The 17,268-nt window shown below is 34.7% G+C and carries 14 protein-coding genes; 6 read left to right on the forward strand and 8 right to left on the reverse strand.

Annotated features, from left to right (window positions below; genetic code table 11):
- Positions 1 to 5: 5 nt before the first annotated feature.
- The 3 genes from MHB42_RS20275 to MHB42_RS20285 all read right to left on the reverse strand — a co-directional run bounded on the left by MHB42_RS20275 (position 6) and on the right by MHB42_RS20285 (position 2,576).
- A complete protein-coding gene (locus tag MHB42_RS20275; protein ID WP_340808444.1) occupies positions 6 to 572 on the reverse strand; it encodes a restriction endonuclease subunit S in 567 nt (188 codons plus the stop codon).
- Between the two features lie 333 nt (positions 573 to 905).
- A complete protein-coding gene (locus MHB42_RS20280; RefSeq protein ID WP_340808445.1) occupies positions 906 to 1,916 on the reverse strand; it encodes a replication initiation factor domain-containing protein in 1,011 nt (336 codons plus the stop codon).
- A 210-nt stretch (positions 1,917 to 2,126) separates the two neighbouring features.
- Positions 2,127 to 2,576 (reverse strand): helix-turn-helix domain-containing protein, encoded by a 450-nt coding sequence (locus MHB42_RS20285; RefSeq protein ID WP_340808446.1) that lies wholly within the window; start codon positions 2,574 to 2,576, stop codon positions 2,127 to 2,129.
- 242 nt (positions 2,577 to 2,818) lie between these two features.
- Between MHB42_RS20285 and MHB42_RS20290 the strand changes: the two genes are divergently transcribed.
- The 4 genes from MHB42_RS20290 to MHB42_RS20305 all read left to right on the forward strand — a co-directional run bounded on the left by MHB42_RS20290 (position 2,819) and on the right by MHB42_RS20305 (position 7,901).
- Positions 2,819 to 3,595, forward strand: a complete 777-nt coding sequence (locus MHB42_RS20290; RefSeq protein ID WP_340808447.1) for an Abi family protein — start codon at positions 2,819 to 2,821, stop codon at positions 3,593 to 3,595.
- Between the two features lie 903 nt (positions 3,596 to 4,498).
- Positions 4,499 to 4,672 carry a hypothetical protein gene (locus MHB42_RS20295; protein ID WP_340808448.1) on the forward strand — a complete coding sequence of 58 codons (174 nt, stop codon included), beginning with the start codon at positions 4,499 to 4,501 and terminating at the stop codon, positions 4,670 to 4,672.
- A gap of 5 nt (positions 4,673 to 4,677) precedes the next feature.
- On the forward strand, positions 4,678 to 6,147 hold the full coding sequence (locus MHB42_RS20300) for a recombinase family protein (RefSeq protein ID WP_340808449.1): 1,470 nt from the start codon (positions 4,678 to 4,680) through the stop codon (positions 6,145 to 6,147).
- Positions 6,148 to 6,215: 68 nt separating this feature from the next.
- Positions 6,216 to 7,901, forward strand: coding sequence for a recombinase family protein (locus MHB42_RS20305; protein WP_340808450.1), 1,686 nt, complete (start codon positions 6,216 to 6,218; stop codon positions 7,899 to 7,901).
- A 91-nt stretch (positions 7,902 to 7,992) separates the two neighbouring features.
- On the opposite strand, the gene MHB42_RS20310 is transcribed toward MHB42_RS20305, so the two are convergent.
- Entirely contained in the window at positions 7,993 to 10,368 is a 2,376-nt protein-coding gene (locus tag MHB42_RS20310; protein ID WP_340725440.1) for a TOTE conflict system archaeo-eukaryotic primase domain-containing protein, read from the reverse strand.
- Between the two features lie 265 nt (positions 10,369 to 10,633).
- Between MHB42_RS20310 and MHB42_RS20315 the strand changes: the two genes are divergently transcribed.
- A complete protein-coding gene (locus tag MHB42_RS20315) occupies positions 10,634 to 11,761 on the forward strand; it encodes a Fic family protein (RefSeq protein ID WP_340808451.1) in 1,128 nt (375 codons plus the stop codon).
- Positions 11,762 to 12,012: 251 nt separating this feature from the next.
- Here the strand turns inward: MHB42_RS20315 and MHB42_RS20320 are convergent, their stop codons facing one another.
- From MHB42_RS20320 to MHB42_RS20330, 3 genes are all read right to left on the reverse strand, one after another.
- Entirely contained in the window at positions 12,013 to 12,825 is an 813-nt protein-coding gene (locus MHB42_RS20320; RefSeq protein WP_340808452.1) for a bacteriochlorophyll 4-vinyl reductase, read from the reverse strand.
- A gap of 138 nt (positions 12,826 to 12,963) precedes the next feature.
- Entirely contained in the window at positions 12,964 to 13,800 is an 837-nt protein-coding gene (locus tag MHB42_RS20325) for a TcaA NTF2-like domain-containing protein (RefSeq protein ID WP_340808453.1), read from the reverse strand.
- Between the two features lie 28 nt (positions 13,801 to 13,828).
- Complete coding sequence (locus tag MHB42_RS20330) at positions 13,829 to 14,098, reverse strand: Mor transcription activator family protein (protein ID WP_340808454.1); 270 nt, start codon at positions 14,096 to 14,098, stop codon at positions 13,829 to 13,831.
- A 172-nt stretch (positions 14,099 to 14,270) separates the two neighbouring features.
- Between MHB42_RS20330 and MHB42_RS20335 the strand changes: the two genes are divergently transcribed.
- Positions 14,271 to 15,407, forward strand: coding sequence for an ISL3 family transposase (locus MHB42_RS20335; protein WP_340804888.1), 1,137 nt, complete (start codon positions 14,271 to 14,273; stop codon positions 15,405 to 15,407).
- 146 nt (positions 15,408 to 15,553) lie between these two features.
- Here the strand turns inward: MHB42_RS20335 and MHB42_RS20340 are convergent, their stop codons facing one another.
- Positions 15,554 to 17,194, reverse strand: a complete 1,641-nt coding sequence (locus MHB42_RS20340; RefSeq protein WP_340808455.1) for a recombinase family protein — start codon at positions 17,192 to 17,194, stop codon at positions 15,554 to 15,556.
- Positions 17,195 to 17,268: the final 74 nt, after the last annotated feature.

The following is a 17,268-nucleotide window of genomic DNA, read 5'->3' on the forward strand; positions in this document are numbered from 1 at the left end:
TCCTGTTATATCCCTTGAAGCACTTTATTTGCTTGTGCTTGGAATAGCTTTTCTTTTTCTTCTATTAAAGATGTTAATAACTGTTTTTCTTGTAGATGAAGCTTGTACAATTGGACAATGCTTCGTTGCTTCCCTATATCGATTGCTTCAATTGGAATGGCGCTCAATGTCGCCTTATTCGTACTTGGAATTTTCGTACCCGCTTGCCCTTTTTCTAATTCTTTTTTTGCTGGCGCTGTATTCAAATACCATGCAACATATTCGGGTAAGAAGAAATCAACCTGTACGTTAATGACAGCAAAAGTAGAAGGTATTAATAACCCCGCTCTTGATTTATCAATATATACCGCCGAATATGGATAATTTAATCGGAATAGTATATCTCCCTCTTCAGTAAAGTGTTGCGGGCTTAATACATCATTGCTTTGAAATAACTCGAACGGTTCATTTAACGCATCAATGTTTTTCAGTGTAAACATATTGTATGTTGCTTTTACTTCGCTCTTATTCATCGCCTTTTTGCGCGTAATGACCATACCTGAGCGTATATCCGCAATATCTCCTATCAGCAAAACTCACACCTCCATTTAGTTAAATGAATTATTTAACAATTAAGTTAAATACATCATATAACGAAATGATTGCGTTTGTAAAATGTTTTTTGAATTTTTTAAATCGTTACAAAGGCAACGATTTCAACTGTACATAGTAAATATAATCAAATGTCTAATCGAACTTCGATTATAATCGCTAATCTAATATGAAATAGATGTCCAAACATATTGCTATTACGAATACAATTGCAATATAACTCGATGACAAATAGATTCATGAATATACATTGGATGATAATCTTGCATCGAACTTCGATTATATTCTGCAATTCATTACAAATAGAATTATCATTATAATTCATATTTTGCATATAGCGCGTTTAATGGATTTTCTAATTTCTTCGGAGCGTTTGGGTAGTTTTTCGGAATGAGGATGGGATTGATTGAAAAATCCCTTAGTAGCTGTAATACTTTATTATATTTATATGGGGTTAACTGTTTTTTCAATGTACTTAATCCATACGTTGAAATTTTTCGAAGTGCGGTTATCAACATGTTCTTATCGTCAGGTGTAAAATGAGAGGCGCGAATTTTTTTCTCTGCTTCATTGAATCTGTAATAATCACCTTGAGGATAAATCGGCAGTAAATACTTTTGAAGATATTCATAATAGAGGGTTTCTTTCAAATAATATTCAAGTTGCATCGGCAAGGGATTTTTACATCTTTTCGAGGCTCTATAACGTAGGTGTTCATATCTAAGACGAACTTCAAATCGAATAACATTTCTTTCATATGATTCAATAGCACATCCTTTTGCTTCGCGTTCGGCACTTTTATCGTAACAACAAACTGATATGGATTCTTGAGTGCTGTGATACACTGTTGTCTTATACTTAATCATTTCACCTGTGTGTTTATCTTTTCCACCTTTGCGCTTGATTTGCTTTTTATATTGGTTAATATGTTTCCCTATCATATGGAAATAAAGTTGGCGGATATGCTCGTCTTCAATCAAAATGTCTAAGCGATAATCAATTCTTTTGAGTGTATGATTTTCATAACAGTCTGTATGTCCAATGAGTAGCATCAACAATTCCATAATACGTCGTTTAATAAGGGGATAATCTCCTTCAAGAATATTGGGTTTTCCGAGCAGGCGCACCGCATCTACAAAAAGAGAGAGATAACATTTCCCAAACTTCTCGATAACTTGAATTGTATAAGCATTATTAAAGTATGCGCCGTACAGCATTTGAAATTTGTCATTTGCCTTTTTGTAACTATCGCCTAAGTTTTCTTCTAACGTGTAAAGGTCGTTTTTCTCAATATGAAATGTCAATTCTGCTGTATGAATTATCATAAAGTACGCTCCTTTTCAGTTGATGGTTAAAATTCTGGGAAGCCTTGAATCATTGATACGAATGATTTCTTTAGTCTATTTTTACGTCCCAGACCCCCTATGAATTTTTCCTTTTTAAATTTTATCATAGCCATTATACAAACAATGCAAGAATTGAAAAGCCCTCTTATTGTCGGACCCTGTTCTATACATAAAAAAGACCGAGAACAATTACATCCTCGGCTCAACAGCGTGCATTCCCTTGAAAGCATTTATTAAACTCCCTATTTCACAAAGTTCGCGCCACATTGATTGTTCATTCCAGTCAAACTCTGCAATACGTTCAATTAAATGAATTACCTGCCTCGTTTCCTCCTCAGTTAAAATCTTGTCCGCTACGCGCAACGGCGACTTGAACATTAACGAATACAGATCTACTACTTCATCTTCTTGCTTAACTAACCCTTCTGCCAGCGTCAATACATCTACCTTTAACGCACGCGCGAGTTCCACTAAAATCGGGAACGATGGAGATTGCTTTTCGTTGCGTTCTAATCTGGATATATAACTTGGACTTACGCCAGTCATATCGCCTAATCGTTGCAAAGTTAATCCCCGTCCTTTTCTGAGTCGCTTCAACTTGTCCGCAAATGCTTCGTCAAATACATTTACCTGTTTCATCTCATTACCTCCTAAAATATACCTAATTGGTAATCCAAATTATTTTTTATCTATTTTATAGTTGACAAAGTAAATTATTACTCTATTTGTTTTATTTTTTAAATTATGCATATAATTAATTTAGAAGAATTCTTAAAATACAAATATTGATTATCTTACTCTATGTCCGTATAATCATGCATTAACTGATAAATTATCAACTTAATAGTAATTAAAATATTCAAATGACTGGAGTGAATATATTGGTTCGAGGTAAAACCGTAAATGGATTAATGAGGCATCTAAGAGATACTCATAACATTGAAATAAATGGCAGTAAGAATAAAAAAGATTTATTAAATATGGGCTATTATCATGGATTTAAAGGTTACCGTTTTATCGGTCAATCAGAACATAAAATCCCTTATACTAAATTTGATGAAGTCGTAGCCGTTTATCAATTCGATTCAAATTTAAAAACAATTTTTTACCCAAATATTATGTTTATAGAAACAGCTATAAAAAACTATACTTTGAATACATTAATCAATTTAGGTCCTGTTGATTTTGATCATATTTTCGCGAATTTACTAAATGATTATAAAAGCGAAAATACAGGTAATAGTAAATATCGAGATAAAATGAAAAAGCGCTTAGAACTTAGAAATAAAATAAATGAAGCGATAAGCTATAATTATTCCGATAAAGTTGCAGTAATCCAACATTTCTTTCACACAAATCAACAGATGCCTTTATGGGCTATATTTGAAGTAATTAACTTAGGGGTTTTCGGTTTTTTCTTACAATGTTTAAATAAAGATGCTCGAATTAAAATTGCTGAAGACTTATGCCTTCACACTACCTCACATAATCAAAACGGTCGAATTGTTGAAGATATTATTTTCTTGATTAAAGAATTACGCAATGCAGTTGCTCATAATTCTGTTGTTTTTGATTGCAGATTTAAGAAAACCAATCCACCTTCAAGATTAAAAGAATATGTACAGAGCGAAACTAATATAGAAAATCATGCGTGTTGATTAACCTTTATTTTACAGAGAATCGCTTAGAATTCATTGATTTCTGTTACAGGTGGACGCTTTCTGCGGGTGTGGCTTCAACTCATTTATTTCGGCAAATGCCGAAATAAATGGATTTTCAGCTCGCACTTTTTCCGCTAGAGTCGCCACCTTTCACGCCAATCAACGAGAGAATGCTTTAGACAAAGCGTTTTCCTTCTCACAACACGCAAATGAATAGCCAATATTTAGATAATCAACACGCTTGATAGAAAATATTACTTTTGATAATATTATTGATTATTTTATCCTCGTAATTTTCTTACTAAAAAAATTAGGTGTAACTAAAACCGAATTGAAAAGAACCATTAAAAGTTTCCATAATGAATCAGAACAACTTCGTGAAAGTATCCCAATCCCTATTCATACATCTATTATGGGTTCTGATTTCAAGAAAAAAATAAATAAATTATCTAATTATATCTGAGTAAATACTTTACGTATAAAATCACTTGTAGTATCATAAGATACAACTAATCGCGGTGTATAGCTTCGGCTTGCACTTAAGGGAGCTGGATGCGTCTGGCTCTCTTTTAATTTCAAAAAAATTCATTAATATTGTTGACACAGAAAAAAATTTGTTGTATTTTATAATCAAAAATTGAATATAGGCAATTTAACATATAGTTTTTGATTTATTTTCCGATAGTTTTAACTGGCTTATTTAGAAATACATGTTTTTATTTAGAGTGCTTTTTAGCAATCAATGGGTATTTTGTGCCCATTTATAGGCTAAGTGCGCCTCTAAGTATGAATGTATCTTTAAATAAGCCAGTTTTTTTGTGCCTTCCTTCTTACATAGGCTACTTGCGCATTTTCTGCGTTAGCCTTCCCCAATAAAATTCCTCGAAAGGATGATCCTCTATGAAACATTTTCCTTCTTTAAATTTCCATGATGAAATGGAAAAACAATTACTCATGGGTGATGAGCTGGAAAAGTACCATGCCCGCCATTTTTTAAATGTCCTCTCAGAAATGATTCTTAAATATGAAAATACTCTTTGCGAGCAACATAAACAAAATCAATTAGGAGCGTGATAGGTATGCGTGCAGTTGGCTACGTTCGTGTAAGTACAGAAAAACAATTAGGTAACACTTCTATTGCAAAGCAAACCGAGGAAATTAAGAAGTTTTGTAAAACTAATGGCATGACTCTTGTCCAAATATTTGATGAAGGCGCTAAATCAGGTAGAACTTTTAATAACCGCGATAAATTTAAAGAAATGTATGCGTTCATTTTTAAAAAAATTAATAAAATTGATTGTGTCGTTGTATATGATTCGGACCGCATTTCTCGTAACAATGTCGAGGCGCTTCAGTTTTATCATCGATTAAATCAACTAAAAATACGACTCGTTTGTATTGCTGATAATATCGATACCGATTCCCCTCAGGCTAAACTTATGTACTATTTCTCTTCACTAATGGCAGATATAGAAAGGGATATGATCGTTAGTAGAACAAGTTCTGGTATGCAAAAACGCGTGTCTAATGGCTTATTTAATGGAGGCATTGTTTACGGCTACACATGCTCCTCTAAACAGCTAAAAGTCGTCCCAAAAGAAGCTAAAATCGTAAAGTTTATTTTCGATAAATACGCAAACGAGCAATGGGGCTATAAAAAAATAGCTTCGGAGTTAAATAATACAGGTAGTCGGACGAAGAAAAATAACTACTGGACTATTTATGCTGTAAAAACGATTTTGACGAATCCGATTTACATCGGGAAAATCAAATGGAATGGTGAATTGTACCAAGGTCAGCATGAGCCAATTATTAGCATTGAATTATGGAATAAGGCAAAAAATGTAATGAAACAGAATAGTCATTATCAAGAGAAAATTCACCCTGGCAGTTTTCCGCTATCTGGTTTATTAAAATGCCCAGAATGTGGCGGTCCAATGGTTCAAGGAAACAGTAGCCCAAAGTATAAGTATTACCAATGCTCACGCAACAAAAATAGCGGTTCCTCTGCCTGCTCGGCAAATCTGATCCCGAAGGAATACGCCGAAAACACCGTATATGCACAAGTATTTGCCACTTTGCAAAAGTATAATCTCATTGAGCCATTAATAAGTACGCTTCAATCTAATTCAATGAATTCAGTGATAGATCTACAACAGCAATTGAAAAAACAAGAAGCTGATTTAACAACGCTAAAACAAAAAAGAAAAGAACTAATGAATTGGCGCTTGCGGGACATTATCACAGAAAAAACATTTAAAGAAGAAATGCGCGATGTACAACAAGAGGAGCAAGCAATTGTAAAGCAAATCGAAAGCATAAATCAGCATATAAAACTATGTGATAAACACGTCCTAACAGCTATTGTTACCCATTCATTAAAGGACTTTACTCACTTTTTTAATACGATAGATGACGCGGACAAAAAGCTCCTTTTACACTCTTTAATTAAAGAAATCCACGTTAATCCAGGTGACAAAACAAAGAACCGAACAATTAAAGACATCATTTATAAATTTGATTTAACGTATTTAAATCAGGCTATTTAAGAGAAAGGTGCACTTCCTTTCTCTTTTTTTCGTTTCATATTAAAATGGCGGTGAAAGGAGGATTTATCATGAATGAAATTAGACAAGTAGCGATTTATTGTCGGGTGTCGACTGAGGAACAAGCAACAGAAGGTTATAGTATTTCCGCGCAACTACAAACATTACGACAATATGCACAGCTATACGGTTGGGAAATTGCTGGTGAATATGTCGATGAAGGGATAAGTGGTAAAAACATTACAGGTCGCCCTGCAATTCAAAAACTTATTGCTGATGTCGAGAACAATAAGTTCCAAGCTGTGCTCGTTTGGAAAATCTCACGTCTATCACGCAACATGTTAGATACACTTACGTTATTAGACTTGTTTGAAGCGAACGATGTAAAATTCATTTCTTACTCTGAAAACTTTGATACAGGTACCCCAATTGGACGTTTAGTTGTTCAGCTTATGGCTTCGATTGCTGAAATGGAACGTAATACGCTATCAGAAAACGTAAAACTCGGCATGAAGCAACGCGCATATGAAGGTTATTGGAATGGGGGCATCGTATTCGGCTATGACGTCGTCGATAAAGCGTTAGTCATTAACGAAAAGGAAGCATTTATTGTTAAATTAGCCTTTGAACTATACGCGGAAGGCAAAGGTTTAAAAGCAGTTGCTAATCACTTGAACAAGGCAGGTTATCGAACGAAACGCGGACATCATTTTTCGGTTAATGGTGTTGCACAAATTTTGGACAACATCGTTTACAATGGCAAAATTAGTTGGGCAAAAGTTGAGAATTGGGATAGCAAGCGCAGAAAAGGCAAAAACCCTAATCCAATCATTGTTGAAGGTAAACATGAGGCAATTATTCCAGACGACCTTTGGAATATCGTGCAAGCACGACGAAATAGTAGGTCCTTTAAACAGCGCCAATCAAACGAACCTTTTTTACTTAGTAGTCTGCTACGCTGTCCTACTTGTAACCAAGGTATGGTGCCAGCCATTACTACTTGGAAATCAAAAGACGGCACTAAAAAGAAATACCGCTATTATGTATGCAGTGACTTTCATAATAAAGGCTCGTCTGCCTGCCGTGCGAACTCAACGAAAGCGTATGAAGCGGAAGCGCAACTTATTGAGCGAATTGAACAATTTGCACATAGCGAACAACAGCTGTTCTCAAAGCTACAAGCTCTTAACACGACGTCAATTGAATTGCTCCATTCCTTAACCAACGAGCTTGAGGACATAAAAAAACGACTGCTCGAAATACAGTCGCTTCAACACCAATATTTAGATGCCTTTGAACAAAAGACGCTCCCCGTTACAATACTGCAAGAGCGCCTTCAAAAACTAACTACTGAAAAGACAACTTTAGAGCAAAGACAAAACGAAATTACCGCGCAACTAAGCTCTAACGATTCAAAGGTTATTCAGCCTGAATTAATTCAGACGTTGCTATTACGATTTTTAGACGCTTATCAATGTGCGCCACGTGAACATCAAAAACGGTTACTACAATTACTAATTGGACAGATTACTGTGAAACATCAAAACGGTAAACCGCGCTCCATTGATACGATTGAACTCGACTTCGATTTTTCGGAAGTAAACGTGTCGAAAACATTTATACTTCTTCATCTTTTATATCGTGAAGCAAATACGGAAGATGAATTTTCATCCCAAAAATTCGCTTACGACCACAAAATACCACCTTATTTACAACTTTTTTTGCCTCTATTTATGATACGGTTCACCGTAATGTAGCTAAGTGCGGTTATTTAACTAACGTTTATAATAAAGAAAAGAAGTACATATTTAATATGGATATCTATTTACTCTAGCACTTTCATATAAATCAAAATAACTTTATTTGCTCTGTACTTGATAACTTACTTTTATTTTCATCAACAAGTTTATATCCCATTGATTGATAAGCCTTCAACCTTTTCTCAAACATTCTCTGCAGCATTGGCTCTTTTCGGTCAACATAATCATATACCTTTACTACTGATTTATTTTCATCTACCCGATGTAACCTACCAACATACTGCTGCAATGTTCCTTTCCATGATAAAGGCATCACTAAAAATAATGTATCTAAACTTGCATGGTCAAAACCTTCTCCTATATATTTTCCTGTTGCGATAATGAGCCGCTCTTCATTCGCATTTAAATTTTGCAATGCATTTAATTTCTCCAATTGCTCCTTAGACTTCATACCGCCCGTTAACACAATCAAATTTTTTACGAAGTTTCTAAACATACCTTCTAAAATTTTCACATGCTCTACTCTTTCAGTCAAAATCAATGGGGTAGCTCCGTTATCTAAAGCTTGTAACACATCATCAAAAATTAATCGATTGCGAACATCATCTTGTATTAGTGCTTTATAAACGTCCTGAATTTTTTTAGAATCATTTGTTGTATTATCTTTAAATTGCGTATAACGAGGATATAGAAGATGCTCAAATGAATGTACTTTTGAATAGGATTTAGCTGTAACTCTATGGCAAATTGAACCTAATTGCATCGTCATAATTGAATGTAAACCATCTTTTCTAGTAGGAGTAGCCGTTAAACCGCAAATATATTTAGCTTCTACTTTTTTCATTACTTTTTCAAAGCTTACTGCTGAAATATGATGACACTCATCCACAATAACCTGACCATAGTTTTTCACTTCATCCTTTATTTCTCCACGATAATTTAAGCTTTGAATTGTGGCTATATCAATATTAAATGTTTGCTTATTTTTCCCTCCACTAATGTGACCTATTAATGTATCTTTATCTAAAAAAACATTAAGACGTTCTTTCCATTGTTCAATTAATTGTTTCCGATGAACAATAATTAATGTATTCACCTTTCTTTGCGCTATCAGTGATGCAGCTACAACCGTTTTACCAAAACCTGTTGTGGCCGATAAAATTCCTATTGGACGTTCCAAAAGCTTTTCTACCGCTACTTGTTGTTCTGGCGTTAAATTCCCTTTGAAGTTAGATGTAATTGTTTCACCTAATTGTGTTTGATCGTCAAATAAAGCCGTAATTCCTCTGCCCTCTAATACCTTTATTAACGCTTCCTTGCATCCGCGAGGGATAATAATAAAGTCAGTAGTTTCCTCATGACAATTTATATTTTTAGGTATACTATGCGTACTTAAGCGTCTAGCCTGTGCCTTGAAAAATTCAGGATTCTTTATTGAGGATAACTTTAAAATCTCATGCATTATTTGCGAAGGAATTTCATGCTTATTTAAATATAGTCCGTTTTTTTCGATGATTGTAATAGCTAATGGAAGCTTATCTACATCGTTATCCTTCACTTCTTTCACTTGTATAATCTGCTTCGGCTGAGAAGTTGCCCATAGTATTTTTTTGATTGCATTTAAATCTAATTTACGAACTTTTTCTAAATATCCCCATTGATCTTCATAAGCATTAAAATTTTCATCTACAAATACACTATTCAACTGTATTCGAGGACCTCTTTGTAAAGGAAGTGCGATTAAATTTCCGAATCCTCCCTTTGGTAAAGTATCTTGATTTGGAAATAGACGATCATAGGAATCCATTCCGATTTCATATCGATTAGAGAGCGTTTCTGATAAAATAAAATGCCCCAATTGTCGAGCTACTTTTGCTGAAATGGGCTCACTAAAAAACAGCCACACATGTCCTCCATTTCCAGATCTCGAACGTTCAATACTAACAGGTACATCAAGTTGTTGACATGTATCTACAAATGCTTGAATATCTTTTTGCCAATCACGTTTATCAAAATCTACTGCTAAAAACCAACACGTTTCATCTTTTAACAATGGGTATAGACCGATAGTAATCTCTCCTGAAAGATGCCGATAAATCGTTTCATCGCTAAGAGGTATTAGTTTTCTAACCTGACATTGCGAACATTTTATATTTGGCTTCTGACATAACGGAGGCTGCCACTCTAACGAACAGGCAGGTGTATAGCCTGATTTATTATTTTTAGACTGCCATCGAACAGCATAAACATCGTCTCTTCCGCGGAATAAACTTTTAAAAATCTGCACTCTTTTTTGAAGGATTTTTTCTTTCAATTGTTCGTTATGATTAGCTCGCTTAACTGGCTCTACTATTTTATTTGGTTCAACTTGCTTTTGTTTAAGCAATCCCCTCAAATGTGCATTTTCTTTTTTTAAATGTTCGATTTCTAAAAGGGCTTGATGGAGTTGTTGTTCAATATTCATCAAATTGTGCCTTTCCGTTTTTTTAAAACTCAATTTTTATTCCGATTCATCTAAATTCATTATAATTTTTTGCACCAGATTTTTGTATCCTTAAATTAAACTCAAAATTAGAAAAAGTAAAAAATAACCAATTATTTCGCTATCAAAATATCTCAACAAATTAACGTATCATTAATTTAAATTTAGCGTATAAATAGCGTATTTAAATTATAAATTAGCATACGAATAGCGTATAATTAACGTACGTTATTATATTCTATTTGAGGTGATTCATCTGTACACACCAAAATTTATTTACACGCAAGCTATTGTAAAAGATTTAATGTCAATTGAACGTTCTCGATCTATCGTAGAACTAATGCCTATTCCGGCACATATTGAAAGTGACTTAAAAGAACAAGCTAAATTAAAAGCAACCCATTACTCAACACGAATTGAAGGGAATACTTTAGATTTAGAACAGGTTGCACGTGTAGTTAAACAAAAGAAGGACGACTTAAGAATACCTGTCGAGGAAGAAGTACGAAATTATTGGGAAGCCCTTTCGTTTTTAACACAAGAAAAAAATAAAAATACACCCATAACTGAAGATTTTATTAAAAAGTTACACTCCATCATTGTTAAACATGGCTCAGGTAGAAAGTCTTCTAAAAGTAATTACCGTGGACCAATGCCTCCAGGAGTACTATTTGCTGTTTTCGATAATCAAACAAGACAACCCGATTATATTCCTCCAGAATACTCTGATGTCCCTGCGTTAATGAAATCTTTTGTTAAATGGATACAGTCAGAAAACGAAATGCCTGTTCCGATTAAAGCTGCAATTGTTACTTATCAACTACTAACGATTCATCCTTTTGAAGATGGTAATGGACGTACCGCACGAGCTTTAGCATCTTATGTTTTATCAACAACTAATTATGATGTGAAAGGCTTCCATTCTATTGAAGAATATTATGTTGAAGATTTACAAGGCTACTACAAACATTTACAAATGGGCTTACCCGCTCTTTATTATGATGGGCGTGAAAATCCAAAAAATTTAGCTCCATGGATTGAGTATTTCCTTAGAACAATGGCACTTGCCTATGAAAAAGTTGCTAATCTATCTATCCAATTTGCTACCTCCACTACAGATCAGCGTATCTTATCGTTAGAGCCAAAAGAAAAAACGTTACTTCGCTATTTAATTGAACGCAATAGACCTGTTAAACCAAAAGAAATTGCTGAACTGTTCCAAGTGAAACCAATAACGATTACAAAATGGGCTAATACTTGGTTAGAAAGAAATATAATTGAAGGGGCTAGTGGAAATCAGCGTATCACATCGTATAGAATTGGTAAAAATTATAAAGATTTAACTTTGAATGATTTAGGTTATAAAGAAGACTAAATAAAATCACGCCAAACATTATCAAATAAATGTTTGGCGTGGCAATATTGATCACTAATTCTTATCTCACTTCTTTAGCTTTCTTCTAGAATATGTTACGCCCTCCCGTAATCTATCTGCAAATTTCTATTTACTATCTAACAAAAACAAACCACCAACTACAATAAATCTACTGTAATCGATGGTTTATTAAAAACCGCACTTACTTATGATACGGTTCTCCGTGATGTGGCTAAGTGAGGGTTTTTTAATTAAGATTTTAGTACTTCTTCAAAATCCACATCTATAATATCTGGGTGCTCTTTTTTCAATTCATTAAAACTGTCAATAATTTCTTCTTCTGACAATGTAAGATTATTTGAGAGAGCATACTGTAACTTACTCCCCATTTTTGACATTGAAGCGTACGTTATACCTCCTGAAACTATCCCACCTAATATCGGAATAGCTTTAGAAACACCTTTAGCAAATGTATCTTTTGTTACTTTCACACCTATGAATCCTAACGTTTTCTTGATAATAGGATAGTATATAGTTTTAGTTAATGCTTGTTGGGGAATTTTTTTTAGTGCTTGTTGGGAGAGTTTAGATGAAAGAACTTTAATAGCAGCTGCACTTCCCCCCACTCCAAACATAACTCCTAAAAACAGAACCAAGTCACCATTAATTTTTTCAATATTAATATCATCATCATCCCAGAAATCTTCATACCCATATAAATATCCTAATTCTTGTGCCATTCGTAAAGCTACTCCAAAAAATTGTAAAGTATCTGCTGGAATTGTCGCTGCCATAGCTAATCCACCAGGAACCCCTGCTACAAAAGATGCACCTGTACTTGTTAATGTTCGAGTATTAATTAATCCTTTTGCGATTTTATCTATTGTTGCCTTATTAACATTAGCTTCAATAGGACCCTGTTCCATTATTGTGACTAGTTGACTTGAAGAAACTTTATCCGAAAAGTTTTTAGCTAGAAATTCTTGTCGATTTACTTTAATACCTGGAATCTTTATAGCATTTGCTAGTACTAACTCAAAAGTACCTGATTCATTATTTGACATCACAATCACCGCTCTCCCTATACTAAATAGACATTTTACAATATTATACATCCAAGAGTATTTCATGTAAATTAGATGATTGCTAAAATAGTAAAAGGAGTGGAAGCAGCAATTGTAGTTCGCTCCCTTCATTTTTAATTATAGTATCTCTAACCCTGTAATATAGAATTCACCATCAATTAATTCTATTGTATATTTGCTATTTTGTTGCACATCTTTACTTCCCTTTTCAGGATTGTCTATTGTGTAATGCTCCTCTACACTTACTTCGTACCTATGCTCTGCAACTTGCTCCATCGAAATAATGGAAAAATCAATCAATTGAATATCTATACCCTGTTTATTTATAGACTCCATATAACTAACTTGCTCTTGATAGAATGGAGAAGATGGATGTATATAGTGTACAAGCTGTAACGCCTGCTCTGTGGTATAAACTTCTAGGTAGGCGGAAATTAAATAATTTATCTGCTCTCTTGCTGATTCTGTTGTATTTATTGCACCTAAAACAGGTATTATATCTAAATCAGCTTGAACACTTTGTGTGTCATCTACCTTATTTTCATTTGTATCAATTTCCTCATTAACTTCATTATTATCACGATTCATTTCCTCGACAGGCTCTTCGTAAAAAGTAATATTATCATCTTCTGCAACAAGATGAGTACCGTATCTCGTGTTTGATTCGTCACTTTCTGTTTTGCTAGTATATTTAAATACATCAATTACAAGACAAATAATAGCTAATGGAATCAGGAATTTATTAACTGTTTTATTAATGGGTCTTAATGCTATATTGACAAATACAATCAAGACAATTACTGCAAATGTAAATGAAATCATACCAAAAGCAACTGTCACAAAAGCGCCTAGTAAAAAACCTTTAAATCCATATCCTAGAAGCAAAAAACCTACACCTATACCAATCCCCATTAAAAGTAAGAAAAACATATATACATTTTCAAACAATCCCATTTCAGAATCCTCCAATGTTAAATTTACCTTATTTACAAATGGCTTTCTTCTTTAATATTTTCCTGATCCAACTATAGGAATAATCATATTTCCTTGCTAATTCTTTAGCGTTTGTTCCATCGTATTCCTTTGCAATTTGTTCATACAAATATTGTTCTGATAATAATCTTTTCGGAAAGGTTACATATTGACCAGCAAAATAGCTATGTACTAACAAGGTATTTTGATACCCAATCAATTCTACAAATTCCTTATATGCCCCATTAAAACATGAACTATCTAACCTACTCGTATCCATTGTTTTCTCCTTTCTCCTTTTTGTTGGTTCTTCACCATAACTTGTGGTTGACTTTCTATTAATTCAATAATTTCATATTTTCTATAGAAGAAAAGCGAAAACTCACGTATCGTAATTGTTGTCGAAACAAACCACGAGAGGAGTTTTCGCTTTGTACTCCAAGTTTATCAAAATGCTATTACCGTTACCATCTTTTTTCGAAGTTTCTTTTCCATCTGACGAAGAACCAAATGTATTTCCTGCTACTGTAGGTGCTTATTCAGTGCCATGTCCAATTTGCCAAGGGAAAACGATTCGTCATGCGCAAACATTACGTCGTTTTCGTCATGGCTATGCTTGGCACCTCGGATTTATTTGGATTGAGATGGCGATTCCACGTCATCGTTGTGTTGCTTGCGACCTCACATTTACCTATGACTTCGGTTTAGGAATTATCCAAGCGTCTTCAGCTATGTTTCGTAAAGAACTTGTAAGGCGTTGCCACGGGCGTTCCATTGCTGATGTGGCACGTGAATATGAACTGCCCTACACGACGGTTGAGCGTTGGTATTACTTGCTGGCAGCTAATGAATTAACGGATGAAATCGCCACTACTATTTGTGTAGACGAGTTCGCTTTGCGCAAAGGACATCATTATGCGACCAGTGTTTTAAATGCCGACTCAGGTCGTATTTTGGCAATTGTTCCTCATCGAAATCAGGACGCTATTACCACTGCTTTACAAAAAGTAACAGGTCCAATTCGTGCGGTGGTCAGTGATTTCGCTCCAGCGATGGCGAATGCGATACAAGCCGTTTATCCCACTGCGATTCATGTGCTGGATCGCTTTCATCTCGTGCAATTTTTCACCGATGCCCAGCAGCGAAGACGCCGGTATTTAGGAGAAGCCAAAAAGCATCATCAATCGCGATTCATTGACCGTTGTTTGGCACGAAAACCTGAACAATTAACGGATGAAGAACGTGGATTTGTTGCACAGTGGCATCAGGAAGATTTGCCTACAAAATACATTTATCAAGCATTGAATCATATGCGTTATGTACTAAAAGCAACAACGATGACACAAGCAAAACGACGATTAACAGAATGGTTTAAACGGTATCAATTTCATCTTTGTAGTGCCGTTTCTAAAATCGCAAAAACATTGAGTACACGTGAAAAAGCATTGCTAGATACCATTATTTCACCGCTATCAAATGGCATGATGGAAGGAACGAATAATAAAATTAAACTTATTAAAAGACGTGGTTTTGGCTATCGAAATGAAAACCGTTTATTTCTTCGTTTACGTTTAGAAATAGGTCACTGATTTTGTCACCCACGGCTTTTGGTGAAGAACCTTTTTGTTGTTATAAATATGGCATTTTTGAATGTGACAAGCACTTTGACTATCAAATGGCTTTTCGCAATGAAAATCCACTTCGTTTTTACCTATTCTTCCTAAAATGAATCACTTTAAATTGCCACTAAAACAGAAAAAGGAGTGGAAGAAATGTCCGTAGACATTTCTCCAACTCCTAGTTGTAACTCTTCCAATACAGCATCATTTAGCTTGATTTGGATGCTTTCAATTTTCCGACTTTCATCAATAGTGATTTGATGAATCAATAAATGCAATAATCTTTTTCTTTGTTCCCTTGTCAATGCTTGTGTAAAGGCTTGATGGAAATTCGTCATGATGGCATGGATTTTTTCATAGGTGACTTCACTCGATACTGTCGATTGCAGTTGTGCTTGAAGTGGCTCTATTTGTACTTTCAGATTGGTCATGGTTTCTTCCATACTTCGTGATTTTCGTTGGAACACCTCTTTGGAAATCACTTCATCTGTATAGGCATCTAACAAGTTGGCTAACTTTTTCTCACAGCGCTCCAACTCCTGTTGATAATGCTCATATTCTCGCTGTAAAGGGGCAATTAACGATTGTTGCTTTGTATTAATGTTATCCACTAATTTTCTCGTCAAATGCTCGCTTTTCATCAATGCTTGCAGTTTATTCAGCACATAATCATCCGCATATTCTGTACGTACCCCATTTGACCGACAAGCAACTGTTCCCTTATTCTTCCATGCACCACAAACATAATACTCTAGGACACGTTTCTCACCAGATTTTGTTCGATTTGTTGTACGTCCTACCACCATTCCTGCATCACACTGTGGACAGCGCATAATACCTGTGAGGGGAAACGCACCCTCATGAATTCGATTGGGTTTACAGGAACGCTCTTTGTAAACTTTTTGCGCTATTTTCCATGTTTCCTCTGAAATAATGGATGAATGCTCACCTTTCACAATGATTGGATTCGGATTAATATTGTTACGACGCTTTTCATTCCAATCTCTTCGAACATTATAGCGAATATAGCCAGCATATATGGGATTTGTTACGATAGTTTTAATCGCATTCAATGAAAAGGTCTTATTCTTTTTTGTTCGATAACCGTCCTGATTTATTTTATTGGCAATTGCCTTATAACCATGACCTGTTGTATACATTTGAAAAATTAAACGTATAATCTTTGCCTCTTGATCATTAATTTGTAAACCTGTCTGTTTTCGCTTTTTGTTCTCATCATCTTTTTCTACCACATCGTAGCCTAGTACTTGACCACCATTCCATTGTCCTTCCTTAGCACGAGCAATCATACCCATCTTGACATTTTCCGCTATGTTGTTACGTTCATACTCAGCAATAGCAGCCATCAAGTGAAAATTGAGTTTACCTGTAGGTGTTTCAGTTTCATGTTTCTCTGTATAAGAACGAAAAGCTATGTTTTTACTGTTGAGTTGTTCCACAATATTCATCAAGTCTAAACTATTACGAGCGAGGCGGTTCATCTTCCAAACAAGTACAATATCAAATTTCTTTTGTCCCGCATCAACTAGTAATCTCTTAATAGCTGGACGTCCTGCGATATTTTTCCCACTAATTCCTCTGTCTACATATTCATCGTAGACAACATAGCCCTCCTTCTCACAAAATTCTTTAAGAACACGTATTTGTTCATCAATACTATATCCTTCCTCAGCCTGCTCTGTCGTTGAAACTCGAGCATATATTGCTACTTTTTTAGGACTCATTTGTTGACTCATCGTCTTTTTCATCTCCTTGATTGGTCATATAGTTTTGGCACATTTCTGCAATAATCATTAATATTTCATTCGAA

Source organism: Lysinibacillus sp. FSL K6-0232 (assembly GCF_038008325.1).
In the GTDB taxonomy this organism is placed as follows: domain Bacteria; phylum Bacillota; class Bacilli; order Bacillales_A; family Planococcaceae; genus Lysinibacillus.